27 protein-coding genes and 2 pseudogenes are annotated in these 26,579 nt (G+C 36.9%); 21 read left to right on the top strand and 8 right to left on the bottom strand.

Annotated elements, in window-relative coordinates:
* Positions 1-39: 39 nt before the first annotated feature.
* A complete protein-coding gene (locus tag AB7942_RS11300; RefSeq protein WP_369446917.1) occupies positions 40-717 on the bottom strand; it encodes a YdeI/OmpD-associated family protein in 678 nt (225 codons plus the stop codon).
* 21 nt (positions 718-738) lie between these two features.
* Complete coding sequence (locus AB7942_RS11295) at positions 739-1,713, bottom strand: 2-hydroxyacid dehydrogenase (RefSeq protein ID WP_369446916.1); 975 nt, start codon at positions 1,711-1,713, stop codon at positions 739-741.
* 480 nt (positions 1,714-2,193) lie between these two features.
* Between AB7942_RS11295 and AB7942_RS11290 the strand changes: the two genes are divergently transcribed.
* From AB7942_RS11290 to AB7942_RS11250, 9 genes are all read left to right on the top strand, one after another.
* The gene (locus tag AB7942_RS11290; RefSeq protein WP_168244254.1) at positions 2,194-2,505 is read left to right on the top strand and encodes a MerR family transcriptional regulator; all 312 of its coding nucleotides are present in this window, start codon (positions 2,194-2,196) and stop codon (positions 2,503-2,505) included.
* Positions 2,506-2,707: 202 nt separating this feature from the next.
* Positions 2,708-3,898 (top strand): MalY/PatB family protein, encoded by a 1,191-nt coding sequence (locus AB7942_RS11285; protein WP_369446915.1) that lies wholly within the window; start codon positions 2,708-2,710, stop codon positions 3,896-3,898.
* A gap of 389 nt (positions 3,899-4,287) precedes the next feature.
* Positions 4,288-5,058: a transporter substrate-binding domain-containing protein gene (locus AB7942_RS11280; RefSeq protein ID WP_088087926.1), complete on the top strand. Its 771-nt coding sequence runs from the start codon at positions 4,288-4,290 to the stop codon at positions 5,056-5,058.
* A 61-nt stretch (positions 5,059-5,119) separates the two neighbouring features.
* Positions 5,120-5,764 (top strand): amino acid ABC transporter permease, encoded by a 645-nt coding sequence (locus tag AB7942_RS11275; RefSeq protein ID WP_088087925.1) that lies wholly within the window; start codon positions 5,120-5,122, stop codon positions 5,762-5,764.
* A complete protein-coding gene (locus AB7942_RS11270; RefSeq protein WP_369446914.1) occupies positions 5,761-6,489 on the top strand; it encodes an amino acid ABC transporter ATP-binding protein in 729 nt (242 codons plus the stop codon). The genes AB7942_RS11275 and AB7942_RS11270 overlap by 4 nt, the downstream gene beginning before the upstream one ends.
* 422 nt (positions 6,490-6,911) lie before the next feature.
* Positions 6,912-7,565 carry a DUF2238 domain-containing protein gene (locus AB7942_RS11265; protein ID WP_369446913.1) on the top strand — a complete coding sequence of 218 codons (654 nt, stop codon included), beginning with the start codon at positions 6,912-6,914 and terminating at the stop codon, positions 7,563-7,565.
* Between the two features lie 162 nt (positions 7,566-7,727).
* Positions 7,728-8,660 carry an ABC transporter ATP-binding protein gene (locus tag AB7942_RS11260; RefSeq protein WP_369446912.1) on the top strand — a complete coding sequence of 311 codons (933 nt, stop codon included), beginning with the start codon at positions 7,728-7,730 and terminating at the stop codon, positions 8,658-8,660.
* Complete coding sequence (locus tag AB7942_RS11255; protein WP_369446911.1) at positions 8,657-9,757, top strand: ABC transporter permease; 1,101 nt, start codon at positions 8,657-8,659, stop codon at positions 9,755-9,757. Before AB7942_RS11260 ends, AB7942_RS11255 begins: the two co-directional genes overlap by 4 nt.
* 28 nt (positions 9,758-9,785) lie before the next feature.
* A complete protein-coding gene (locus AB7942_RS11250; protein ID WP_369446910.1) occupies positions 9,786-10,205 on the top strand; it encodes a DUF6526 family protein in 420 nt (139 codons plus the stop codon).
* A 478-nt stretch (positions 10,206-10,683) separates the two neighbouring features.
* On the opposite strand, the pseudogene AB7942_RS11245 reads toward AB7942_RS11250, so the two are convergent.
* Positions 10,684-11,037 (bottom strand): annotated as a pseudogene (locus AB7942_RS11245) (GNAT family N-acetyltransferase); the annotation flags it as partial.
* A gap of 234 nt (positions 11,038-11,271) precedes the next feature.
* Here AB7942_RS11245 and AB7942_RS11240 point away from each other — a divergent pair.
* Positions 11,272-11,877, top strand: coding sequence for a spore germination protein (locus AB7942_RS11240; RefSeq protein WP_369446909.1), 606 nt, complete (start codon positions 11,272-11,274; stop codon positions 11,875-11,877).
* Positions 11,878-11,896: 19 nt separating this feature from the next.
* Positions 11,897-12,490 (top strand): Ger(x)C family spore germination C-terminal domain-containing protein, encoded by a 594-nt coding sequence (locus tag AB7942_RS11235; protein ID WP_369446908.1) that lies wholly within the window; start codon positions 11,897-11,899, stop codon positions 12,488-12,490.
* 61 nt (positions 12,491-12,551) lie between these two features.
* Here the strand turns inward: AB7942_RS11235 and hxlR are convergent, their stop codons facing one another.
* Positions 12,552-12,917, bottom strand: a complete 366-nt coding sequence (gene hxlR, locus AB7942_RS11230) for a transcriptional activator HxlR (RefSeq protein WP_026566634.1) — start codon at positions 12,915-12,917, stop codon at positions 12,552-12,554.
* Positions 12,918-13,067: 150 nt separating this feature from the next.
* Here hxlR and AB7942_RS11225 point away from each other — a divergent pair, with 150 nt between their 5' ends.
* Complete coding sequence (locus AB7942_RS11225; RefSeq protein WP_369446907.1) at positions 13,068-14,057, top strand: NADPH:quinone oxidoreductase family protein; 990 nt, start codon at positions 13,068-13,070, stop codon at positions 14,055-14,057.
* 42 nt (positions 14,058-14,099) lie between these two features.
* On the opposite strand, the gene AB7942_RS11220 is transcribed toward AB7942_RS11225, so the two are convergent.
* Positions 14,100-14,324, bottom strand: a complete 225-nt coding sequence (locus AB7942_RS11220; RefSeq protein ID WP_369446958.1) for a ribose-5-phosphate isomerase A — start codon at positions 14,322-14,324, stop codon at positions 14,100-14,102.
* Between the two features lie 17 nt (positions 14,325-14,341).
* Positions 14,342-14,568 (bottom strand): annotated as a pseudogene (locus AB7942_RS11215) (YitT family protein); the annotation flags it as partial.
* A 385-nt stretch (positions 14,569-14,953) separates the two neighbouring features.
* Here AB7942_RS11215 and hxlA point away from each other — a divergent pair.
* The 3 genes from hxlA to AB7942_RS11200 all read left to right on the top strand — a co-directional run bounded on the left by hxlA (position 14,954) and on the right by AB7942_RS11200 (position 16,987).
* On the top strand, positions 14,954-15,586 hold the full coding sequence (gene hxlA / locus AB7942_RS11210; protein ID WP_335530923.1) for a 3-hexulose-6-phosphate synthase: 633 nt from the start codon (positions 14,954-14,956) through the stop codon (positions 15,584-15,586).
* Positions 15,587-15,594: 8 nt separating this feature from the next.
* On the top strand, positions 15,595-16,152 hold the full coding sequence (gene hxlB / locus AB7942_RS11205; RefSeq protein WP_369446906.1) for a 6-phospho-3-hexuloisomerase: 558 nt from the start codon (positions 15,595-15,597) through the stop codon (positions 16,150-16,152).
* A 115-nt stretch (positions 16,153-16,267) separates the two neighbouring features.
* Positions 16,268-16,987, top strand: a complete 720-nt coding sequence (locus AB7942_RS11200; RefSeq protein WP_026566628.1) for a 3-ketoacyl-ACP reductase — start codon at positions 16,268-16,270, stop codon at positions 16,985-16,987.
* Positions 16,988-17,047: 60 nt separating this feature from the next.
* Here AB7942_RS11200 and AB7942_RS11195 read toward each other — a convergent pair whose 3' ends face one another.
* Both AB7942_RS11195 and AB7942_RS11190 read right to left on the bottom strand, forming a co-directional pair.
* Positions 17,048-17,311: a hypothetical protein gene (locus AB7942_RS11195; protein WP_098933818.1), complete on the bottom strand. Its 264-nt coding sequence runs from the start codon at positions 17,309-17,311 to the stop codon at positions 17,048-17,050.
* An 88-nt stretch (positions 17,312-17,399) separates the two neighbouring features.
* On the bottom strand, positions 17,400-18,185 hold the full coding sequence (locus tag AB7942_RS11190) for a hypothetical protein (protein WP_369446905.1): 786 nt from the start codon (positions 18,183-18,185) through the stop codon (positions 17,400-17,402).
* A gap of 443 nt (positions 18,186-18,628) precedes the next feature.
* On the opposite strand from AB7942_RS11190, the gene AB7942_RS11185 reads away from it, so the two are divergent.
* The 6 genes from AB7942_RS11185 to AB7942_RS11160 all read left to right on the top strand — a co-directional run bounded on the left by AB7942_RS11185 (position 18,629) and on the right by AB7942_RS11160 (position 26,559).
* Positions 18,629-18,856, top strand: a complete 228-nt coding sequence (locus tag AB7942_RS11185) for a hypothetical protein (protein ID WP_369446904.1) — start codon at positions 18,629-18,631, stop codon at positions 18,854-18,856.
* Between the two features lie 160 nt (positions 18,857-19,016).
* Positions 19,017-21,620: a bifunctional acetaldehyde-CoA/alcohol dehydrogenase gene (adhE, locus tag AB7942_RS11180; RefSeq protein ID WP_369446903.1), complete on the top strand. Its 2,604-nt coding sequence runs from the start codon at positions 19,017-19,019 to the stop codon at positions 21,618-21,620.
* 77 nt (positions 21,621-21,697) lie between these two features.
* On the top strand, positions 21,698-22,225 hold the full coding sequence (hpt, locus tag AB7942_RS11175) for a hypoxanthine phosphoribosyltransferase (RefSeq protein WP_369446902.1): 528 nt from the start codon (positions 21,698-21,700) through the stop codon (positions 22,223-22,225).
* Between the two features lie 101 nt (positions 22,226-22,326).
* Entirely contained in the window at positions 22,327-22,830 is a 504-nt protein-coding gene (locus AB7942_RS11170; protein ID WP_088087916.1) for a DinB family protein, read from the top strand.
* Positions 22,831-23,279: 449 nt separating this feature from the next.
* Complete coding sequence (gene ftsZ, locus AB7942_RS11165) at positions 23,280-24,425, top strand: cell division protein FtsZ (protein ID WP_369446901.1); 1,146 nt, start codon at positions 23,280-23,282, stop codon at positions 24,423-24,425.
* A gap of 313 nt (positions 24,426-24,738) precedes the next feature.
* The gene (locus AB7942_RS11160) at positions 24,739-26,559 is read left to right on the top strand and encodes an assimilatory sulfite reductase (NADPH) flavoprotein subunit (protein WP_369446900.1); all 1,821 of its coding nucleotides are present in this window, start codon (positions 24,739-24,741) and stop codon (positions 26,557-26,559) included.
* The last annotated feature ends 20 nt before the right edge of the window (positions 26,560-26,579 follow it).

The following is a 26,579-nucleotide window of genomic DNA, read 5'->3' as shown; positions in this document are numbered from 1 at the left end:
TGTGTTATTGTTTTTGAAATTATAGTACGCCCCCTCTGACTATTTCTGCTTCCTTCGATATAATTCCATTGATTTATAGCCTTCTCCAAGAACCATCTCCATTTCTAACAAACGCTTTTCTTGAGTTTCTTTTCTTTTCGCACTATAGACATAACGGGCCCAATCCTTTTGATATCCAAAAGTTAATTGATTATAAGCTCCCAATAGATCCTCATTTTTGTTTAAGTACTGTTTAATATCATCCACATGAACAATATAGTCATCCACACATTGGCTAGATTTACTGCTGTCAGCCTTTTTTGTCTTTTTTGGGGCAGACTTTAAGCCCACCACTGTAAAAACATCGTTTAGACTGACCATTCTAGAAAACTTTATATAACTGTCAAGCGTATATCCCTCATCGTCCATAGCAAATACGTTTAACAAGCTGTCGCGTTCTATGTATTCTTTATATTTTGGATTATTCTTCTTTGGATAAGCAAAGTACACATAACCATTTTTCTCGAGTAATTGGTTTGCAATTACCGATTGAAGTTGCCGCGAAAATTCCTCTAAACTAAAAACGAACATAAATATAAGATCATATTTATCGTTATTAATTGATGAGTCATAGTCTAATTCATTAAAGTCATCCAAATCTTCCGGTTTCTGCAGAACAAGCTTCCGTGCATATTTATTCAAATTTAGTTTTTCAACAACACTTTTCGGTGAATTCATGTGTTTAACTCCTTCGTAATATTAATTCAGTACTTCGGGATTAATCAGGTTCCTTGGGCGTTTTCCTGTTAGTCCTGCTAGTAAATTCTCGACCGCAAGCTTGGCCATTTTAAATTCCGTTTCGAAAGTGGATGACCCGATATGCGGAGTTGTCACCACATTTGGAAATTTGAGAAGCGGATGGTCCGCTTTGACTGGCTCACTTTGGAAAACGTCTAATGCCGCTCCGTGAATCTCGTTCGCTCTTAATGCTTCAATTAGTGCCTTTTCATCAACTGTTTTTCCTCGGGAACCATTCACGAAAATAGCAGACTTTTGCATCAAATTAAATTCCCGTGCCCCCATTAAATTATCTGTTTCAGGTGTGAGCGGTGTCATTAAACAAACAAAATCACTTTCCATAAGTAAGCGGTCAAGCTCTGTATAGACAGCGTGATATTTTTCCTCAGCCTCCAGGTTGCGCGTGCGATTGTGGTAAAGAATATTCATATCAAAGCCTAAATGCCCGCGCTTCGCAATTAATGCCCCGATTTTTCCCATCCCAATAATTCCTAAGGTTTTATGATGAACATCTATGGCATATTCATTTCTAGTTAAATGCTGCTTCCAATTTCCGACCTTCACGAACTGGTCCAATTCAGGGATACGTCTAGCCGCCGCAAGAAGTAGCCCGAAAATCGCATCAGCGGTAGTATCTTCAAGTACACCGGGTGTATTTGTTCCAATAACACCGTGTTTTGTCATTTCATCAATGGAAAGGTTATTAAATCCAGTTGAGTTATTAGAAACAATTTTTAAATATGGGGCATGATCCAGTAATTCTTTGTCGACTGGAAGGGCAAGACCGACAATACCCACTGCTTGCTTAAGAGCCTGTAAAAAAGCCGGGTCTGTTTTGGGATTTATCCCCTCAAAAATTTCAATGTCAAAACTATCTCTTAAACGATCTAGGGTCTCAGAGAATTCAAAATTATAGGCAAGTATTTTTCTTTTCATCGTTATTGAGTTCTCCTTTTGTATCTGAAAGTAAGAATATATTTTTAAAGTGACATAGAATTTTTAAAGAGTCAACAATTCAGAAAATATTGGAATCGAAAATTAATAAAAAAACCATGGGAATCACGACAAGTCAGTTGAAAGTTAGCAATTTTTTTGATCAATTAAAATTATAGTAGTATATCAAAAAGAATCTATTTGTGTAAGCGCTCAACAAAATCTTTAATAATCTACTCATAATTATCAAATCTAAATTTATACGATTTTACCGTGTTAAATAAGTGTAATGTTGAATTCGCTTACATTTTTAGACTAAATCTTTTTTAAGATAATAGTAGCGTTAGCTTGAAATGAATATTTTTGTAAGAAAGGAATTTTTTGTTTCAGTGTATTACATCTTATGTTAGAATACATAACATAGTAATTGTTTTAAAATTCACATTTTTTAAAATAAACTAAAACAAAATAGGAGGTGGTATCTTGGGAAACGAAAATCCATCCTATCGTGATCAAAAGGTTATCACCATAGGAATTGTGACAGAATTAACAGGTCTTTCCAGCAGACAAATTCATTATTATGAAACGCGGAAGCTAATTTTTCCAGATAGGACCCCAAATGGGACCCGTAAGTATTCATTTGCGGATATTGAAAGACTGATTGAAATTGCGGAAAAAATAGAAGAAGGGGTACAAACACTCGAAATTCGCAGGGATATAGCGAAACGGGAAAAACATAAGATGATTATTGGTCAAATCAATTCCCATTTTAATCGGAACGGACCAATAAAATAACGAGGTTTTGGAAGATTAACGCGCATTAAAGAGCGAGGTTCATATACTGGGCCTGCTCTTTTTTTAGTGTCATCGCCGACATTTTTGAAAAATTTAGATATCCAAGTTTTTAATCATTTCTTTTAATCGTTATAATTGGAGTAATCAATAAATTTTTACATGTGAATCATTCGCAGGAATGAAAAATGAAAGGTGGATGTAAATGAAATATAACTTTGATGAAATTGTCAACCGAAGAGGAACCTATTCAATCAAATGGGATGGCGGGGATTTAATTAAACAGATTGGTCTGACGGAACGATATGACGATGAGACGATTCCGTTGTTTACAGCTGATATGGATTTACCAGTACCCCAGCCGTTAGTAGATGCCTTACATAAGACGGTCGATCACCGGATTTTCGGATATACCATTTTTCCAAAAGAGTATTTTGAAGCCATCCAGCATTGGTTTAAAAAGAGACATGATTGGGATATTCCGCAGGAAGAAATCAGCTATAGTCCAGGAACCGTCCATGCTTTAAATGTTGCTGTTAAAGCATTATCCAATCCAGGAGATGGCATCATTATCCAACGGCCGGTTTATCCTCCGTTTACTTCGGCTATTGAAGCCAACGGACGAAAAGTTCGGAATAATGCACTTAAAGCGAATAGCGAAGGCTATTATCAAATCGATTTCGAGGATTTTGAAGCGAAGGCAAAAGAAGAAACGACGAAAATGTTCATCCTATGTAACCCCCATAATCCAACCGGCAGAGTGTTTACTCGGGAAGAACTAAGGAAATTAGCCGATATTTGTGCGAAAAATGATGTCCTTATCGTTGCTGACGAAATTCATGGAGATTTAGTACGACGTTATCAAACGTTTATTCCGATTGCAAAAGCTAGCGACCATAGTGATCGTATTATTACTTTTACTGCCATCAATAAAACATTCAATGTTGCTGGGCTTCATTGTACAAATGTAATCATCTCAAATCCTGAACTTAGAAAAACCTTTAATACTGTTATGGGGATGCATTTACCCTCACCTTTTACCGTTTCTGCACTGATCGCCGTATACAATGAGGGCGAAGATTGGTTAGAACAATTAAAGGAATATATCGATGGGACAATGGAATGGGCAGTCCAATTCTTAGCGGCGAAAATGCCGAAAGTTAAAGTAAGAATCCCAGAGGGAACCTATATCATGTGGCTGGATTTTAGTGAGTATGGACTAACTCCAGAAGAAGTCCACAATCGGATTTATAATAAAGCAAATGTTCTACTGGAAGATGGGAAGATGTTTGGTAAAGAAGGGTTACAATGGCAAAGAATTTGTATCCCGTCCCCTCGTCCATTAATCCAGGAAGCATTTGAAAGGATTGCAAGAGAATTCGAGGATGTCAATTAATAGGTGAAATTATAACCAAAACCACTTGGTATCTATATTCCAAGTGGTTTTGTCTTGTGGATAAAAAGTGAGGAAAAGTTATAGGATATTTAATATTGAAATATAAATTGATTAAAAAATGAAAAGTAAATTTTTCCTTTATGAATGAATGTATTCTTAAAGTATGGATAAAATAAAAGTATTAATAGTAATGATTTTTTTAATCCAAATCTCTATTACTTCAATAAATCATAAACATCAATATTATTATATTTTGTGTATTATTAAATTTTTTTGTATATTCATATAGTTTAATCCCTTTTTTCTGTTTACTATATGTGATATATTAAATAAGTAAATTTGCTATATTCAGCAAGTGAGAACAATCTGAAAATTAAGGGGAGAATGAAATGAAAAAGTTAGGTCTATTAAGTTTGTTATTAATCCTTTCAATCTTTATCGCTGCTTGTGGAAGCAAAGACACAGCAGACGAGAAAGAAAAAGGTGGAAAAGTATATAAAGTTGGTGTTGATACAACTTACCCGCCGTTTGAATTTAAAGAAGGTAACGATTATAAGGGGATTGATATTGAGTTAATCAATGCAATTGCGAAAAACCAAGACTTTAAAATCGAACTTTCTCCAATGGATTTCGGTGGTATCATCCCAGCGATGCAAGCAAATCAGCTAGATGTGGCTATTGCCGGAATGAGTATTACGGATGAAAGAAAAAAGGTAGTAGATTTCTCAACACCATATTTTGATGCAGGGTTAACAGTCGTTGTTAAAAAAGATAACACAAGTATTAAATCAGTCGAAAACCTTAAAGGCAAAAAAGTTGCTGTTAAAAAAGGTACAACTGGTGCAAAATATGCACAAGATAATGCTGCGAAATTAGGAATTACTGTTGTTCAATTTAATGATAGTCCTGCCATGTTCCAAGAAGTATCTAACGGAAATGCAGATGCACTTATTGAAGATTATCCTGTAATTTCTTATGCAATTGCTCAAAAAGACCTTGGATTAAAAATCGTCGGTGAGCGCTTAAATGGAGATCAATATGGAATTGCTGTTCTAAAAGGACAAAACGCAGATCTTTTGAAAAAAATTAACAATGGTCTTGCTGAGTTAAAGAAAGATGGAACGTATGATAAAATTATTAAAACGTATCTAGGTGAATAGAGGATACGAAATGATTAAGCGCGCTTAATGCGCGCTTTCTTTTTGAAAGGGGATGAACAGGATGGATATTATTTCTGCAGCACTGCCAATGTTATTAAAAGGTCTTCAAGTGACTCTATATATATTTGTAATAGCAATTATTCTAGGATTTTTAATAGGTTTAGTAATAGCGTTATTTCGATTAGCACCGCTCAAGATCTTGAACTGGATTGCTAAGGTTTATGTTGATGCCATTCGTGGAACACCATTTATTGTGCAATTATTTTTTATCTATTTTGGTGTAAATTCTCTACAAGTGGTGTCCCTAAATAGCACTACTGCTGGGATCATCACTGTTGCCATTAATGCGGGTGCATATTTTGCTGAGATTATCAGAGCGGGAATTCAATCAATTGATAAAGGACAAACAGAAGCAGCAAGATCGATTGGTTTTACAGGCTCACAAACCATGCGATATGTGGTGCTTCCTCAGGCCTTTAGAAGAATGCTTCCTACGATTACAAACCAATCCATTATAAGTTTAAAGGATACGTCTCTTTTATCTGTAATTGGGATTGCAGATTTAACACAGCAAGGACAAATTCAGGCTTCTGCCACTTTCGAAGCATTTAAGATTTGGCTGGCTGTAGGTATCATTTACTTTATTATTATTTATTTATTAACCATGCTTGCTAATTTCATTGAAAGGAGGATTCAGCTTAGATGAGCATGATTACAGTTAAAAACTTAAGAAAATCGTTTGGTAATGTTGAGGTATTAAAAGATATCAATGCAGAAGTTAAAGAAAAAGAAGTAGTTTGTGTTATTGGTCCATCAGGCTCAGGTAAGAGTACGTTCCTCCGCTGCTTAAATCGCCTTGAAGAAATTTCGGGTGGAGAGGTAGTCATTAACGGACAGGATATAACAGACCCCAAAATTAATATTAACAAAGTAAGACAAGAAGTAGGAATGGTGTTTCAGCAATTTAATCTGTTTCCTCATAAAAGTGTATTAGAGAACATCACCATGGGACCTATTAAAATACACTCTATTGATAAAGCAGCTGCTGAAAAATTGGCATTTGATCTATTAGATAAAGTGGGTCTAAGAGAAAAAGCCAATAGCTTTCCAGGAGAACTATCTGGGGGGCAAAAACAACGGGTTGCGATTGCAAGGGCACTCGCTATGAATCCAAAAATTATGCTATTTGACGAGCCGACATCCGCACTTGACCCTGAAATGGTTGGTGATGTTTTAGAAGTAATGAAACAGCTGGCACTAGAAGGTATGACAATGGTTGTTGTTACTCATGAAATGGGCTTTGCCAGGGAAGTAGGCGATCGGGTCATCTTCATGGACGGAGGCTACATTGTTGAAGAAAATGAACCGAATGAGTTATTCAGTAACCCTCAGCATGAAAGAACCAAGGCGTTTTTAAGCAAGGTACTTTAAACTATAACATGGTTTCCTACTTGAATTAGGAAAACATGTTTGCAAATTACCTGTTAATACATTTTTTTAAATTGAGGCGTAGCATATACAAGCCATTAAATACTAGAGTTTGAACGAATCTAGTATTTGATGGCTTATTTTTATTTACTATATCAGTGGTCCTTGTTGGAGAGGATACCAGTGATGTCGGAAAAATACCTGCGATTTATATATTCCTATTTCGTTCTACTCCTAGATTACTCCATTGATTTAAAACCTACCGCTTTTGATATTCATTTTGATCAGACATTTAAAAAGCTTTGTTGTTTAATAAAAGAAAGGATGGACAACCTATAAAAGTTATTTTATAACTTTTCACCGGAGAGCAAGTTAGTTAGTTAGTTTTTAACTTTACAACTGTAATATCATTAGGAGTGAGTTAAGTGATAAAAGATAAAAGTGCTTACTTTCATTTACTACTTATCTTGTTAGTAATTGCCGTTTTTATTTGGTCAATTTATAAGCCAGCAGGATATTTAATATGGGCGATGGAAGTACTTCCTGCCATTGTGATATGTATGATTGTACTTATTACCTATAATAAGTTTCGTCTTACTACACTATCCTATATCATAATTGCCATTCTTTCGATTCTTACCTTCATTGGTGGTCATTATACTTACGCAAAGGTTCCACTTTTTACTTGGATAAAAGATTATTTTGAATTAAACCGAAACCACTATGACCGCTTTGGGCATTTCTTAAAAGGATTGTTTGCCATTGTAATAAGAGAAATATTAATCCGAAAAAGAGTGACTAAAAAAGGTCCTTGGTTAATTTCTGTGATATTAAGTTTTTCACTCGCAATTGGAGCTATGTATGAAATTATCGAATGGTTATCGACTAAATTAACAAAGAGCAGAAAGACTTCCACTGAGTTTTTAGGAGCACAAGGTGATATTTGGGACGCAGAGTGGGATATGTTGTTAAACTTTATTGGTTCTATCCTCGCGTTACTCATCTTATCAAAAGTCCATAACAGACTATTAGAAAAAATTAAGGGAATGAAATATAAGAAAGAAAAGGGATTATTGTAATTTTTGTTACTAGTTATTTAAGCCATTCTTTTATTTTGTAGACGTAACTCATTTGTAATGGTAAGGTTTTCCTGTGGAGGAAAGTATTTTAGCAATAAATTGGGTAAACAGGAAGGACTGACGCTTCCTATTCAATTCTAATTGAGAGGAGGAAGCACCTACATGAAATTTTCTCAAGATACAATAATTGATGTAAAAGGACTTGTAAAGAACTATGGATCATTTAAAGCAGTGAGTGGTGTCCATTTTCAAGTACGAAAGGGTGAGATATTTGGTCTCTTGGGTCCTAATGGCGCAGGGAAAACGACAACGCTTGAAATGCTGGTAGGCCTGCGTAAACCAGATGAAGGAACGGCCATAATTAGTTCGCACGATATCTTACGTGAGCTTTCGAAGGTAAAGGAAATCATCGGGGTCCAGTTACAATCAACTTCGCTTTTTGAACTGCTGACAGTTGAGGAAATTCTGAAAATGTACGCAAGCTTTTATCCAGCACATATTTCTATTTCTCAACTTATAAAAGATGTGTTGCTTACTGAGAAAAGCAAAAGCCGAATAAAAGGTCTTTCAGGTGGTCAAAAACAGCGTTTAGCGATTGCTCTAGCGTTGGTTCACGATCCACAGGTTGTTTTCTTAGATGAACCAACCACGGGTTTAGATCCTCAAGCTAGACGAACATTATGGGATATTGTTCTTCAATTGAAAAATAAAGGAAAGACAATTGTGTTAACTACTCATTACATGGATGAAGCACACATTCTCTGCGATCGGATTGCCATTATGGATCAAGGGGAACTGATTGCATTGGATACCCCTTCTCTATTAGTTAAAAGTCTCCAGTCCGATAGTGCCCTGGAGTTTAGAGTCTTACAACAACAAGACGTCATTGATTTCTCTAGTGTTGACGGTGTTAAGAAAGTGGGAAATCAAACAGATGTCCATGTGCTTTATACGGATCATTTACAGAACACTTTGACAAGCTTAATACAATTTGCAGCTGAAAAAAACCTGCAAATAGTTGATCTGCAAACAAGGACAGCGACACTAGAAGATGTATTTATTCACATGACGGGAAGGAGACTAAGAGAAGCATGAAAGCTTACTGGCAGTTAACTCTCGCACAGCTGCGCATTTTTCTTCGGAATCGCCAAATGCTGATGTGGACATTAATCTTCCCAATCCTTCTCATGACCATGCTAGGTTTATTTTTAGGTAAAGGAAATGGACTTTCCCTGTCAATCGGACTGATTGATGAAGATCACACAACGTTTTCAAGTGAGTTTGTAAAAGCTCTAAAAAAAAATGAAGCAATTCATTTAGAGATAAGAAAAGATGAAGAGTCAGCACAAACCAGTTTGAAAAATGGTGATTTACAACTTGTTGTAGTCATTCCAAAGGGCTATGAATCTAGTTTGAAAAATAGTGGATCACAAGCAAAGCCCTTCAACATCCCGGTTTATTTTAATGATACGAATTTTGCTGTTTCACAGGTAGGAGTAGCTCTAGTTAATGGAGTAATAGATGAGATCAGTAAACAAAGAGTTTCATATGAGCCTGTCGTTGTAATGGAATCTCACGGTATCAAAGCTCTTCATTTAAAATATATTGATTTTTTGGTACCAGGAATAGTTGCGATGATGATTATGAGTAACAACATGAATGGAGTAGCTGGTCAGATAGCCTCATGGAGAGAGCGTGGGATTTTACGTAGGATGCAGGGGACTACACTCAAAGCCTCAACTTTCATAGCAGCACAAATTTCAGCACGGTTGCTGATGAATGGAATGCAAGCGCTGATAGTATTACTAGTTGCCCATCTCTTATTTGGCGTAGAAGTTCGCGGTTCTTGGTTTACCTTGATATGTTTTATTGTTCTTGGAACACTAGCTTTTATGGCAATTGGTTTCATCATTGCGGGAATTGCGAAAACACCTGAAAGTGCTGCACCGATCGCAGGAGTTCTATCATTTCCAATGTTATTTTTAGGGGGAGTTTTCTTCCCAATAAAAAATATGCCGGACTTTCTTCAACCTATCGTAAAGCTCCTGCCGATTTCACATTTAAGCACGGCATTACGAGAAATCATGAATGTTGGGGCAAGCTGGACGAGTTTGGGTTTGGAAACAGCTATTTTAGGTGGTTGGCTAATTGCTGCATTTGTGATAGCTAGTTATACATTTAAATGGGAGTAAAAACAAAAACATTATAGGAGGAAAAACAATGAATCAAAATTACCAGAATCATCGTAGATTTCACCCATTGTTTCATTATATCTTATCGCTCTTATTGTTACTTACATTGGTAGGAGCTATTTGGTTAATTATTAGAAACGGAATCAGTCTATCTGCCATCCTTTTTTTAGCCATGGTTATTATCTTGGCTATCATGTTTTTATTAATTAGACAGTATCCTTTAAAGGCACAGGACCGAGCGATACGAGCAGAAGAAAATCTTCGATATTATGTTTTGACAGGAAAATTACTTGATGCCAGACTTACAATTGGTCAAATTATAGCTCTTCGGTTTGCTAGTGATGCGGAGTTACCTGAACTAAGTGAAAAGGCAGCTTCACAAAATTTAAGTCCAGATGAAATTAAGAAACAGATTACTAATTGGAAAGCAGATTATTATAGAGTGTAATATTAGTAAGAATCTACTCTCCAAATTGGATAAGAGATTTTAATGTTAATGTTAATGTTAAAAGTTAGTGTGAATTCTTTAGTGAAATCCACTGTTTTTTTTTGAAAAGTATCCATTCCTCTAAACTCAAAAATTATATTTAGTGCACGAGGGCAAATTTCCCTCGTGCTTTTTTTATAGAGAGGATCAGTACCTCTCACTGAAGACCATTTTCCCTATTCCAATTAATGTAGGTAGTGCAAAAACAAAAAGGATTCCTGAAATCATAAGAACGATCCTAAGGGGCAGATCCAAATATTTTTTCATTTTTTACCTCTCTCACTTTTAAATTGTCCCATATAGATAACGAACCCTCTAAAGGAATTAGACGTGACAAAACTGGTTTTTTGTTCGCATTTTTGTAAAAAAATGAACTTTTTTCATATTTCTCTCTTTTTACAAAAAAAGCTTGCCGACTTTAGTCTAAACTTCGACTTAATCAGCAAGCTTTTTCAATCATTAAAAATATAATAATGCCTTTTTCTTTTGCTTCTAAGTTTTCAATCATTGAATACCAAGTCTCTGGTTTATTTGAAAAGACGGTATAATAGCGTTTCAAAAATTTCACTATTAAGTCTGTTTGCAGTTCATTCCTTTCTCCATCCATTGGAAGGAAACATAGGTCTAGACCAGTTACAGCTTCTCCATCATTGTTCCAGGACGGGTGAACATATGGAAAATCCAGACGTTTGTATCCAAGGTGTGCCAGCACTTTACGACGAACATAAGGATCCATCGGCTTAACACCGCCAAATTCATAATGCTCTACACGATATGGATCATAGATTTCACTTCTTTCTATTTGTCATAATCATTTAATACTATTATTAGCGAAATGAAAAATTTGAACAAGTATGCACTTTATCATTACATAGTGAAAAAAACTATACTGTAAAATTTATATAGTTTCCCCTACCTTATTTTATTAGGATAAAATAATCTTTTCTTTTTCATACTAAAAGGAAGACTTATCATTACACTTTTTCTAAAGTGAACAAATGGCAGCTTATATCAGTGAGGGATGTTTATGTTTTGGAAAAAGGGTAAAAGCATTGCTAAAGATAGTAGTGATACACAACAACCTGTGCAAAGGAAGATATCACTAGACTCTCTAAAACAGGTTTTAGACAATATGGACGATGTAGAGATAATCGAACGCACTACACTTAACGATCAAAAAGTTGTCTTAATCTATTTAAGAACCTTAATTGACCAGGCACGTTTGAATGAATCGATAATAGAACCTGTTATCCAATGTCCACATGCCATGATTTACGAAAGCATAGCCACACCTAAAGTAATGAAGATCCAATTACTTGAAGAGGCACAGAAATTGCTCCTCACCGGTGCTGTACTTCTGAATGATTGTATCCAAGAACAATGGTGGGTCATTCCTCTTCCTAACGAATTAAGTAGGGGGATTGAAACCTCTGAAACAGAAACAATTTTATACGGTTCAAAAGATAGTTTCACTGAACAATTAGAACCAAATATCACCCACATACGCAGAAGACTTCCTATTACTGAATTAAAAACAGAGAAATATAAAGTAGGTTCATTAAGTGAAACAACGGTTGTCCTAATGTACATAGATGGGTTGACCAATCCTGTATCGGATGCTAAGACACTATGAGAGGAAAAAACAAGGTGAAATGACCATTGTCAATTTGCATGAATATAAAAATAAGCTGTTTTCACCATTTTCAGATCCCGTTCTTCCTGTTTTCAAAGTAGCGAAAGATAACTTTACTTACGAGGGGACTGCTTTTTTTAGCAATGATAAATTAATAGAAATGGTCACAAATACCGAAGATCAAATATTTCAACTTCTTGACAATGATCACTATTTGAAGTTTTTCCCAATAACCAAATTAGATGTGGTTATTGGACATCTACGCTCAAGAGTAAATGTGGATTTGGATAAAAATCTTTCCCTAGTTACAATAAACGTGAAACTAAATGGAAGAATTGAGGAATATCAAGGTAATAAAAATATCCTCAACGGAAATGAACTGATGCAGCTTCATAAGGAAATTGAAACTGAATTAGAAATGAAAACTACGGGCCTCATAAAAAAAATGCAAGAGCTGAAGGTGGATCCTCTTCAAATCGGGACACACACCCTTAGCCCCTTTTCCAAACCCATCAGCGAAAAGGTATGGTTAGCCGCTTGGGGAAAAATGAAAATAAAAGTTAATTATCAGCTTTATTTTGAGACATTACAAAATACTAAAAATAATTATTAAATTATCATGAAAAGAGGTTGACCCCCTTGGCCGGAGTCAACCTTAGATTACCAGTTAAAATTTACCTAATCGACTCTTGTCTTACTAAAGGATTCAACCCAGCAGTTTCCATATAATCTTTCCCCCAGTTATACATAGCATCGAGAATCGGCATCAAGCTTCTTCCTTGTTCAGTAAGGGAGTATTCTACTTTTGGAGGAACCACGGGATAGACTTTGCGTTTTACAATCAAGTCTTCTTCCAGTTCTCGCAATTGATTAACTAGCATTCTCTGCGTGATCCCTGGCATAAGAGCTTTCAGTTCACCAAATCGCTTCGTTCCCTCTTTTCCTAGATGCCATAGTATAAGCATCTTCCATTTACCACCGATAACGGAAAGAGTTAATTCTTTTTCACAATTAAACATCTTATCCTGCATTCGCGACATTTCACTTCACCTCCATATTTATTATAACCCACAGTATACTTTTTTCACTATATAAAATAAAAGTCTGTACTTGTAATATCCTTCCATACATTATATATTAGCAGTGAAAATATAATTCTATTCTGCTGTTCAAGAAAGGAGTTAAAGAAGATGGAACAATTTAAAGCATTGATGGTTGATAAAAATGAAAACGATTTTTCTGTTCAAGTCAAAAATATTACCTTAAATGAGTTACCTCAAGGTGATGTTTTAATCAAAGTTGTTTATTCTGCTATAAACTATAAAGATGGTTTAGCAAGTATTCCGAATGGGAAAATCGTTACAACCTATCCCTTTATTCCAGGTATTGATATAGCAGGTGTAGTCGTATCGTCTCAAGATCCACGCTTCCGCGAAGGAGATGAGATCATAGCAACAAGCTATGAAATTGGGGTATCCCATTATGGCGGTTATAGTGAATATGCCCGCATTCCTGGTGATTGGATTGTCCCTTTACCTGAAAATTTAACGTTGATGGAATCAATGATTTTGGGGACAGCAGGTATTACTGCAGCCCTCTCCATTCAAAGGTTAGAAGATAACGGTTTATCGCCAGAAAAGGGCAAAGTCCTTGTCACTGGAGCTACTGGCGGGGTAGGAAGTTTAGCTGTTTCGATGCTTTCAAAAAGAGGATACGAAGTTGTCGCTAGTACGGGTAAAATTTATGAGTATAGCTTTTTACATAAGCTTGGTGCAAAAGAGATTATCTCTCGTGAAGATGTCTTTAACGGTAAAATTAAACCCCTTGATAAACAAATTTGGGCTGCGGCGGTTGATCCAGTAGGGGGAGAGACACTTGCATCCATCTTAAGTAAAATCCAAAACAATGGTTCTGTTGCGGTGAGTGGCTTAACTGGTGGAGGTAGCGTTCCAACCACTGTATTTCCCTTTATTTTACGTGGCATAAACCTTCTCGGAATCGATTCTGTTTATTGTCAAATGCATGTTAGACAAGACCTTTGGAATCGAATGGCTACCGATTTAAAACCTTCTACTCTTTCTGAAACTGTAAATAAAGAAATTACACTAGAAGAATTACCTGAAACCTTACCTACTATTTTAAAAGGACAAGCAAGAGGTAGAATCATAGTAAAGATTTAATAAAACAATAGAGAGGGACCCAAAGTCTCTCTCTAAATGAAATTACTTTCTTAACATGACAACATTTTTTTCTAGATCCAGAGTGATAACTAAGTCAGTCATGCCAACAAATAACCCATTTTCAACTACTCCCGGTATCATGTTAAGCATTCGTTCTAACCTCTCAGGTTGAACGTGCTCAGAAATTTCGCAGTCAAAAATATAGTTCCCATTTTCGGTAATAAACGGATTTTCTCTGTTTAATCGAATTTCTGGGACTAAACCAATGGCTCTAATATGTTTTTCCTAATCACAAATGTTTTTCCGACTTCTTTAGCTGTAAAGAGTAAGATAGGGATATTTAAACCTAAAAAAGGTGCAAATATTGGAAGCCCCACATGGCATTTGCCATAATTGATAAGGCAGTTACCCCATCATCTACCAGCCCATTTGGCGCTCATATCATTTCTAATCCCATTGCTACAATAGCCGCTCCTACTGTTAAAAGAATATAATCAAAAAATTTATTCATTCAATCCCCCAGCTAGAAATGTCTTTATTAATAAGAGATTTTTATAAACAACATCAACAATGACAATTTGGGCAATTATCAAGCAACTTATACAGAAAATAGGCCATGCGGAATGGTGCATTGTTTCTTTTAAAGTTAATAGTAAGACTATATAAGCCGTTTGTCTTATAGTATACTTTTTAGCACTATGTAAAATAAAAGTGCGTACTTTTATTGTTGTTATATACGTAGTATACTTGCAATTGTTCAGCGAGAGAACATGATATCCCTTATTGCGGCAGGTACAGATAATGCACTATAAGGATAATATTACTGTAAAAGTATTATTACCCTTTGGGAACATTATCACTGTACAACAATAAAAAAATTATAGGAGTGAATATAGATGGAATTACAATTAGCATTAGATTTAGTCAATATCCCAGAAGCAATTCAGTTGGTAAAAGAAGTGGAGGAACATATTGATATCGTTGAAATCGGAACACCTGTTGTTATCAATGAAGGTCTCCATGCAGTAAAGGCAGTAAAAGAAGCATTCCCTAATTTAAAAGTTTTAGCAGACCTTAAAATTATGGATGCTGCTGGTTACGAAGTGATGAAAGCTTCTGAAGCAGGTGCAGATATCGTCACAATTCTTGGAACTGCTGAAGATATGTCAATCAAAGGTGCTGTTGAAGAAGCGAAAAAACAAGGTAAAAAAATCCTTGTTGATATGATTGCTGTAAAAGACCTTGCTGGACGTGCAAAAGAAGTGGACGCTATGGGCGTTGATTATATTTGTGTTCATACTGGCTACGATCTTCAAGCAGTTGGAAAGAACTCTTTTGAAGATTTACAAACCATCAAAGGTGTTGTAAAAAATGCTAAAACTGCAATCGCTGGTGGTATTAAGTTAGACACACTTCCAGAAGTCATCAAAGTACAACCAGACCTTGTCATTGTAGGTGGCGGGATTACTGGACAAGCTGATAAAAAAGCTGCTGCTGCCAAAATGCAACAAATGATTAATCAAGGGTAATTCAGATCATGAATACAACTCAATACCTAGCTGAAATCATAAAAGAGTTAAATAGCTCCGTAGATTTAATTTCGAATGATGAAGCTGAAAAATTAGTTAATGGGATTCTTGAATCAAAAAAAATCTTTGTTGCAGGCGCAGGTAGATCTGGATTTATGGCCAAATCATTCGCCATGCGAATGATGCACATGGGGATAGATGCCTATGTGATTGGCGAAACAGTAACCCCTAACTTTGAAAAAGATGACATCTTAATCATTGGATCAGGTTCAGGAGAAACGAAAGGTTTAGTTTCCATGGCTGAGAAGGCAAAAAGCATCGGTGGGACGATTGCAGCTGTAACCATTTTCCCTGAGTCCACTATTGGACAATTAGCGGATATCACAATTAAGTTGCCTGGCTCACCTAAAGATCAGTCGGAGAGTGATTTTAAGACGATTCAACCAATGGGCTCATTATTTGAGCAAACACTTTTACTATTTTACGACGCTGTGATTCTTCGGTTCATGGAGAAAAAAGGTTTGGATACCAATAAAATGTACGGTAGACACGCCAACTTAGAATAAATATATTATTCTTCGAGTTCTAAATAGGAAAGACCGCAAGCTGTTTCCATGCAAGATTGCGGTCTTTCTGTTAGAATGAACTACTTCAATTTGTAATAATTTTAGGAGTGATAAAATGATTTCTTTAAATGGAAAAACTGCAATAGTTACTGGCGCAGGAAGAGGCATTGGACGTGCTACTGCTATCGCCTTAGCAAAAGAAGGCGTTCATTTAGGCCTAATCGGCTTAAATATGTCTAATCTAGAAAAGGTAGCTGCTGAACTAGCACAATTTGATGTAAAGGTTTCTGCAGCAACAGCAGATGTGACTGATCTTGAATCCGTTACCCATGCTGTTGAACATATCAAATCAGACTTAGGCCCAATTGATATCCTAATCAACAATGCTGGTGTTGCTAAATTTGGTGGGTTCCTTGATCTAACACCAGAAGAATGGGAAAAAATCATCCAAGTCAATTTAATGGGTGTGTATAATGTAACAAGAGCAGTATTACCAGGAATGATCGAAAGAAAATCAGGAGATATCATCAATATCTCTTCATCTGCCGGCCAAAAAGGTGCTCCTGTTACAAGTGCTTACAGTGCTTCTAAATTCGCTGTTTTAGGGCTAACAGAATCACTTATGCTAGAAGTAAGAAAACATAATGTCCGTGTTACTGCTTTAACACCAAGTACGGTCGTTACAGATTTAGCCATTGATACAAATCTTGTTAAAGGCAATGAAGAAAACGTGATGCACCCAGAAGACCTTGCAGAATTAGTCGTCGCTAGTTTAAAATTTAATCCAAGAGTATTCGTTAAAACAGCTGGATTATGGTCAACAAATCCATCATAAAACCGAAGCAGATCCAGTGGGGTCTGCTTCTTTAGTTCGTACAAAATACTCTTATATGCATCAGTGATACAAGGACATTACTTTCTCTAAATCAACAATTAACTGGTTAACTTCATTCTGTGCTAAGCGTACAAGCATTTGATCGTATAAAGTAATAATTTGCCCATCCTCTTCATGCTGATGTTTTTTTAAATAATGATAGATATTATTTATTTGGTTTTCTTTAAGGACCGATTCTGTGTTGAAATTTTTAACTTTCTGTAAGGAAAATTCATTCATACTTGAATCAAATTCACCTGAAATAATGGTCCCTTGCAAGAACATAATCTCACTCCTCCAAGTCAGTATATGTTAGTTTAACCCTAAAACAAGGTACAAATTGCACGATCTTTATACATTGAAACCACATTGCTTATTTTGATGCCAACATTAGTCCTCTTTGAATCAAAACTGGGTATTCCTCATTCAATTTCTTAATTTCTTCGAGTTGATTTAAAAGAAACTCTTGTTTTTCTAGTAAAAGATTATGTTTTATTAATAGCTCTAGGATTTCAATTCTTAATAACCAATCCTCATGAAATTCACTTGTTAAAGTATTGTTTATATTGATTACATCTAATAGTTCTTCCTCAAGTTTTTTTGGATTATGACCATTCTCACGTAAACTTCTTACTTTCCTATACAGTTGTTCAAGTGGTGTTAATTCTTCTTTAACAAGTGGTGGTTGTTCTGCTTCTTCCAAATCGGAAAAGAACTGTTCAGAATCGGCTGCACCTGCAAATACAGAAGTTATTTTTTCTCCTACAGCCATATCATATGAACCCCAAGTAGGATGGAACATCGTTTCTCCATTTAAAGTAACCGTACAATTAGTAAACGAAATGACGATTACCTTGCCGTCTTTCCGAAGGAACTGAGTTGGAATTCCACTGACTTGAACTCCACTCTCAAAATTCAATATACTCTCTTGACCAATCTCTACATCAATCGTGCTCAGCTCTTCATCTGTCAAATCTTCAAGAGGTGCAGCTGTATTTTTAAGCTTTCCAATTGGAGAACCAAAGCCATCATGATGTGTTTCTTTACTGTGTCCTTTTATTTCACTACTTTCATATGCTAATGCAGACGGTCCCTCTGTTTTAATATAAATGGCTTCACCAAGTACATCTTTCATAACAGTGGTTAACGTTCCTGTCAATTGCAGACCTGAGCTAAATTCAAAGGTTGCAATATGATTAGAGCGAAGAGGGATTGTATTGTTGTAGTAGGCTCATTAATGACCGAAAGCTGATTTCACATGGGGTTGCGATAAGAAAGAGGGCTCACTGATCAGACCGTAACCCTCTTTCAAATAATGTTACAGTCACTAACTGTTCGTTTTCAATAACCGTACATATACAATCGATAACTTCATTTATTAAATGTTATTCTGATATAATAAAATAAATGTAACCGTTTTCAGATAATATAGTATTTCACCATATACATGCCAATATTATCATTCATAACCATTGATAACTAAGGATATAGTACTATTTTTAGTAAAATTAATCACAATTCACACTTTGTTCAACACTTCACAAACCGTTATTCAAAATACATGTTATGATAAATCCATAAACAAACAAGGAGTGATAAGACATGATAGTATGTGAATGGAAAACCTTCTCTACAGATTCTGAAACTTATACCCTAGAAGTATTTGAAGAAGCAGTTGGGGATGAATTTGAGGCAATGTATTTTAAAGAAAATGAAGAAATCCCCGCCTATATCTGGACCGTAAATTACGTGGTTATTGTTAAAAAGTATTCGAAAGTTCTAACTGACATTTTATTTGAAAAGATTCCACGCAATCCAGTTTGTGAGTAAAAATCAAGTAGAGTATTATTATTTTTAATCAAATATGTGAAGTTTTTCACAAAGATTATGATACATGACATCCAGAGAAAATACCAGCTTGATTGTGTATTATTTTTTAAAAATACTTGTGAAAAAATTCACAAACACTTAATCAAATGGAGGTATTAAGATGGCAGTAGTAGAAAAGGTAATTAAAGAAAAGCAAACCGTAACACAAATGGTTAACGTTTTGGTGGAGAACGGACTAGAAGCATTGAATGAATTCCGCAGCTTCGACCAAGACATGATTAATAATATTGTCAAAGAAATGGCTTTGGCCGGTCTTGATCAGCATATGCCACTTGCAAAGCTAGCCGTTGAAGAAACAGGAAGAGGCGTGTACGAAGATAAAATCATCAAAAACATGTTTGCTACTGAATATGTTTATCATAATATCAAATATGATAAAACTGTTGGTATTATTAACGAAAATGAACATGAAGGAATGATTGAAATTGCGGAGCCGGTCGGGGTGATTGCTGGAGTTACACCTGTAACCAATCCAACGTCGACCACCATGTTTAAAGCACTCATTTCAATTAAAACCAGAAATCCAATTATTTTTGCCTTTCATCCATCGGCCCAGAAATGCAGCAGTGAAGCGGCAAGGGTGCTTAGAGATGCAGCAATCAAGGCGGGTGCGCCAGAAAATTGCATTCAATGGATTGAAACACCGTCGCTTGAAGCAACACAAGCCTTAATGAACCACTCAAAAATATCATTAATTCTTGCCACTGGCGGTGCGGGGATGGTTAAATCTGCTTACAGTTCAGGTAAGCCAGCACTCGGAGTTGGGCCAGGAAATGTCCCTTGTTATATTGAAAAAACAGCCAATCTTCATCAGGCAGTTAATGACTTAATTTTATCAAAAACGTTTGATAATGGAATGATTTGCGCTTCCGAACAAGCAGTCATTATTGATAAAGAAATATACGACGCTGTAAAACAAGAATTGGTAGCAAATAATTGTTATTTTTTAAATGAAGAAGAAAAAGCGAAGGTTGAAAAATTAGTTATTAATGAGCAATCCTGTGCTGTTAATCCAGTAATTGTTGGGATGGCTGCTTCAAAGATTGCACAGTTAGCAGGAGTAAAGGTTCCTGATGATACAAAGATCCTTATCGCAGAATTAAAAGGTGTCGGACCAGGATACCCACTTTCAAGGGAAAAATTGAGCCCAGTGCTTGCTTGTTACAAGGTAAGTGGTCTTGAGGAAGGATTAAAACGGGCCGAAGAAATGCTGGAGTTCGGCGGCCTAGGTCATTCAGCTGTTATTCATACCACTGATCAAACAGTGATTAAGAAGTTTGGACTGCGGATGAGAGCGGGACGTATTATTGTCAACGCCCCATCTTCACAAGGTGCGATCGGTGATATCTACAATGCCTACATGCCGTCCTTAACCCTCGGATGTGGAACGTATGGTGGGAATTCTGTCTCTACAAATGTGGGTACTACTCACTTAATTAATATTAAAAAAGTGGCGAAAAGGAATATTAATATGCAATGGTTTAAAGTTCCATCTAAAATTTATTTCGAGAAAAATTCAACTCAATATCTTTCCAAAATGCCGAAAATTTCGAAAGCATTTATTGTCACCGACCCTGGAATGGTGAAATTAGGATATGTGGATAAAGTCCTTTACTATTTAAGAAAGCGCCAGGATTATGTTCACTGCGAAATTTTTTCAGAGGTTGAACCAGACCCATCGATTGAAACAGTGATGAAAGGTGCAGAAATGATGGCTAACTTCCAGCCAGATGTTATCATTGCGCTTGGCGGTGGCTCTGCAATGGATGCGGCCAAAGGAATGTGGCTGTTCTATGAACATCCAGATACAGAATTCTTTGGCTTGAAACAAAAGTTCTTAGATATTCGAAAACGAATTGTTAAATATCCGAATCTTGGCCAAAGGGCACAATTTGTAGCCATTCCTACCACTTCTGGAACAGGCTCGGAAGTAACATCATTCTCGGTGATTACTGATAAAGAGGCAAATATTAAATATCCGCTCGCAGATTATGAATTGACTCCAGACGTAGCCATTATCGATCCGCAGTTTGTGATGACGGTGCCTAAACATATTACTGCTGATACAGGATTGGACGTGTTGACACATGCGATTGAAGCATTTGTATCCTGTATGGCCAATGATTTCACGGATGGCCTTGCAATAAAAGCAATCCAGCTCGTATTTGAATACCTGCCAAGAGCTTACAAAAACGGTATGGATGAAGAAGCGCGCGAAAAGGTCCATAATGCTTCAACCATTGCCGGCATGGCCTTTGCAAATGCATTTTTAGGCATTAATCATAGTCTTGCACATAAGCTGGGAGCGGAATTCCATATCGCACACGGACGGGCAAATGCTGTGCTTATGCCGCATGTCATTCGCTATAATGCAACTAAACCGAATAAATTCACAGCCTTTCCAAAGTATGATCATTTCAAAGCTGACAAACGATATGCTGAAATTGCTAGAATACTAGGTTTACCTGCTAGTACTACTGAGGAAGGTGTGGAGAGCCTCGTTCAAGCCATTATTAAATTGGCGAAGGAACTTGAAGTTCCAATGAGCCTTGAAGCAAATAATATAAATAAAATCGATTTTGAAAGCAAGGTTGACTATTTAGCAGACCGGGCCTTCGAAGACCAATGTACCACTGCAAACCCTAAGCTTCCATTAGTAACAGAATTGGCTGAAATTTACCGCCAAGCCTATAAAGGGGTATAATAATCATTGCCAATACGAAAAATCATACTAATTGGTTTTTCGTATTGGCATTTATTTTTTAAGAGAGGGTGTATTTGGTGGGGTACAGAATTAAAGATGTGATGATTTCCGAGACAGAGATTAAAGACAGAGTGAAACAATTAGCAGAGCAAATTGAAAGTGATTTTAATAATGAAGCAATTGTCCTTATTGTTGTCCTGAAAGGGTCGTTTGTTTTTGCAGCAGATTTGATTCGTGAGATGAAGGGGGAAATAAAAATTGATTTCATCTCTGTTTCTAGCTATGGTGACGAGACCGAGTCAACGGGGAAAGTAAGGTTATTAAAGGACCTTGATGCGAATATTACCAATCAGAATGTGGTTGTAGTTGAGGATATTATTGACAGTGGCCTGACATTGCATTTCTTGCGCGGTCATTTAAACACACATAAGCCGAAACAAATTAGAATTTGTACTCTTTTAGATAAGCCTGAAAGAAGGAAAGTTGATTTGCCCGTGGATTATGTTGGCTTTGTGATCCCAGATGAATTCATTGTTGGTTATGGGATTGACTATGCCCAAAAATATAGAAATTTACCAAATATATCTACTGTAGAGGAGTATTAAGGAATTCTATTAGAAAAAAATTTTATCGTGGGAAATTTTGCTAGATATACCAACGATGATATACTTTTACTGTAAACTATTTAAAGATGGAGGAATGATTAATGTATACTTCTATAACTGAATTTATTGAGGATTGGAATCAAGAAGCAGCCTCTACTCAAAAGGTTTTGGATGTGTTGACAGATGAATCTCTTCAACAAGCGGTATCACCTGAGGACCGTACATTAGGAAGAATTGCCTGGCATGTTGTAACAAGTACACCTGAAATGCTAAACGAGTTCGGTGTAAAGGTTGAAAATGTAGAAAACTCCAATACAGTCCCATCCACTGCCAAGGAAATCGCTGAGACCTTTCGAAAGGTTAGTGCAGACACAATGGACGCTGTGAAGCAGCAGTGGACAGATGAATCCTTAAAAGAAATGAAAAATGTGTTCGGGATGGATATGCAAAAAGCAGTAACACTTTCTCTTTTAATCAAACACATCATTCATCACCGCGGTCAAATGACAGTCTTAATGCGCCAAGCTGGATTAAATGTCCCTGGAGTGTATGGCCCATCAAGAAACGAATGGAGTCAAATGGGGATGGAAGCTCCAGCACTATAAATGTACATACTAGACTCTCAAGCACACCTAACAAAGGTGTGCTGTTTTTATGTCTAACATGATAGCGCGTTGTATCATAGTGCTAGCAAACTAATATATATTTGATATTGCTATCCTATTACCGGGTTTCTCTTTATATATCGTTGGTTGTATATCAAAAGAACTACTTTATCTGCACGTTTTATAAATTTTGCATTTATGTTAAATATTTCTACATTTTTCTACAAAATAATCTAATTCAAGTGTCACCTTTCTATATTAAATCCTCCATTATTTTGGTAAAATATCAATAAGCAAAAATTATACATACTCAAAAAGATTAGTTGTAAAGTTAACCATTCAACAATCTCTACTACTAGATCATTAAAATCTTCAATTAGATCATAAGTCTACGATTATTTTTTTGAATAGTGAGGCAATTAAATAAAGGCATGATGAGGAGGAAGAATATGTGGGATTTTGACATGAATATAGATCAAGTTGCAAGAATTAAAGTAATTGGTGTTGGCGGCGGAGGGAATAATGCTGTCAATCGTATGATTGAAGGTGGAGTTCAAGGGGTCGAATTTATTGCAGTGAATACTGATGCACAAGCTCTTAACCTATCAAAAGCTGAGATAAAAATGCAAATTGGTGCACAATTGACAAGAGGTTTAGGGGCAGGTGCTAATCCAGAAGTAGGCAGGAAAGCAGTTGAAGAAAGCAGAAGGCAGTTGGAAGATGTATTAAAAGGAGCAGACATGGTGTTCGTTACCGCCGGAATGGGTGGTGGTACGGGAACCGGTGCTGCTCCTGCGATTGCTGAAATTTCACGCGAAATTGGTGCATTGACTATCGGTGTCGTTACTCGTCCGTTTGGATTTGAGGGACGTAAACGTGCCCAAAATGCATCAAACGGTATTGAATTAATGAGGGAAGCGGTTGACACCTTAATTATTGTTCCTAACGATCGATTATTGCAAATTGTTGACAAAAGAACACCGATGATTGAAGCGTTCCGGGAGGCAGATAATGTACTTCGCCAGGGGGTTCAAGGTATTTCCGATTTAATTGCTGTCCCAGGATTAATTAATCTGGATTTTGCAGACGTTAAAACGATCATGAGTAATCAAGGGACAGCCTTAATGGGCATAGGGGTTGCAAAAGGGGATGACCGCGCGGTTGAAGCAGCAAAAAAAGCTATTTCTAGTCCATTATTAGAAACGTCGATTGACGGTGCCCAAGGGATACTCATGAACATCACAGGTGGTAAAGATTTAAGTCTTTATGAGGTGCAAGAAGCAGCCGACCTTGTTGCTTCTGCAGCAGATAAGGAACTAAATATGATTTTTGGTTCAATTATCAATGAAAATTTTAAAAATGAAATTATGATCACGGTCATTGCTACTGGTTTCGATGATAAACCGGTACGAAGCAAACCGTCTACCCTTTCAAATAAGGAACCACAATCAAAATCACAAATACAAGCCCCAACCCGACGTGAGCAAGTGAGACATGAAGAACCTATTCATGTTAACGATCAATATGGGCAGGAATCAGAGGAATCGCTCGACATTCCGACGTTTTTGCGTAACCGAAACAAAAGGAATCGATAGCATTTCCTGCATCCGGCGCAATGAGTAGTGTGCACAGGACAACACCCTAAATTGGAAAATGTCCCGGTGGACTCCTACCTTGCGCCATTGTTATAAATATGGCAATATTCAATAAAATATTTTAATAAAAAAATGAAATAATCTGATTTTAATCGTTTAAATCGTTAAAACCGACTTGACTTATAGGAATAGTAAAACTATTATTATATTAATCATTTTTTGACTGAAAAGTATGTATTGTAAGATTGTTGAAACTAGTCATGATAAATAAATGATCACTGTAAGTTAATAATCCTTTGTGAGGTGGATTTTGGTGCAACTTCAAGTATTGAACAGTCCTTTTAATCAGGAGCAGGCAGAGCTCCTCAACCGCATTCTGCCTACCTTGACAGAATCACAAAAAGTCTGGCTGAGCGGTTTTTTGGCAGCAGCCCAATTTGCTTCGATTCCGGGTTCAGGAAATATTCAGGTGGCAGATGGTCCTGCAGGGAACACCGCCCCAACTATTTCAAAAGATGTGACCATCCTTTTTGGTTCACAAACAGGTAACGCTCAGGGCCTTGCTAAGAAGGCGGGCAAAAAGCTTGAGGGAGAAGGCTTTCAAGTAACGATTCAGTCAATGAGCGATTTTAAACCAAACAATTTAAAGAAGATCCAAAACCTGCTGATTGTCACAAGTACTCATGGAGAAGGTACGCCCCCTGACAACGCGCTGTCATTTCACGAATTTCTAATAGGAAAGCGGGCTCCGAAGCTTGATAATCTCCGCTTCGCCGTATTGGCGCTTGGAGACAGCTCGTATGAGTTTTTCTGTCAAACGGGAAAAGACTTTGATGCCCGGCTGGGGGAACTTGGAGGAACAAGGCTATATCCTCGCTTTGACTGTGACCTTGATTATGATGAGCCTGCAGCTGAATGGCTGGCAGGTGTCCTTATCAGCCTAAATGAAGCCGTTGGAGTCAGTCCAATACCTGAAAAAGAATTAGCATCACAACTAGTTGAATCAACGTATTCAAGAACCAATCCGTTTAAAGCAGAAGTCCTTGAAAATATAAATTTGAACGGCCGCGGCTCGAATAAAGAAACACGTCACCTCGAGTTATCACTCGAAGGTTCTGGACTTACCTTTGAACCAGGGGATAGTCTTGGTATTTATCCGGAAAATGATCCCGCCCTTGTTAAATTACTGCTAGACGAAATGAACTGGGATCCGGAACAGAAGGTGACAGTCAATAAAAAGGGTGAGGTGCTTTCACTTAACGACGCGCTCCTCTCACACTTTGAAATAACGACCTTAACCAAACCGCTTTTTGAGAAGGCAGCATCGCTTTCTGCCAATGAGAAAATAAAGGAACTTCTATCAGCGGGGAATGAAGATAAATTAAAAACGTACATTGATGGACGTGATTTGCTTGATTTGGTCCGTGATTTTACACCATGGATTGGCTCAACGCAAGAGTTTGTCTCAATTCTTCGAAAGATGCCGTCCCGTCTTTATTCTATCGCGAGCAGTTTATCGGCAAATCCTGATGAAGTCCATTTGACGATCGGTGCGGTCCGCTATGAGGCACATGGACGTGAACGAAAAGGCGTTTGTTCCATTCTAGCAGCGGAACGTCTGCAGCCAGGTGAAACAGTGCCAGTATATATTCAACAAAACGAAAACTTTAAGCTGCCAAAGAACGCGGATGCCCCAATCATCATGGTAGGTCCGGGGACAGGTGCAGCACCGTTTCGTTCCTTTATGCAAGAACGTGAAGAAACCGGAGCAACAGGTAAATCATGGATGTTCTTTGGAGACCAACATTTCGTAACGGATTTTCTTTATCAAACAGAATGGCAAAAGTGGCTGGAAAACGGCATACTTACAAAAATGGATGTCGCATTTTCACGAGACACGGATCAAAAAGTATATGTGCAGCACCGCATGTTGGAACAAAGTCAAGAGGTATTTAAGTGGCTTCAAGAAGGTGCTCACCTCTATATCTGCGGTGACGAAAAACACATGGCACATGATGTTCATAACACGTTAATTGAGATTATTGAAAAAGAAGGCGGCTTGAACCGTGAAAAAGCTGAAGAATATTTAGCCGAGATGCAGCAGCAAAAACGTTATCAGCGTGATGTATACTGATTTGGATTGGAAAGGAGTTT

This window comes from Neobacillus sp. BF23-41, from assembly GCF_041106275.1.
The sequence above is the reverse complement of the archived record's forward strand: the minus strand, read 5'-3'. Positions and strand labels throughout refer to the sequence as shown.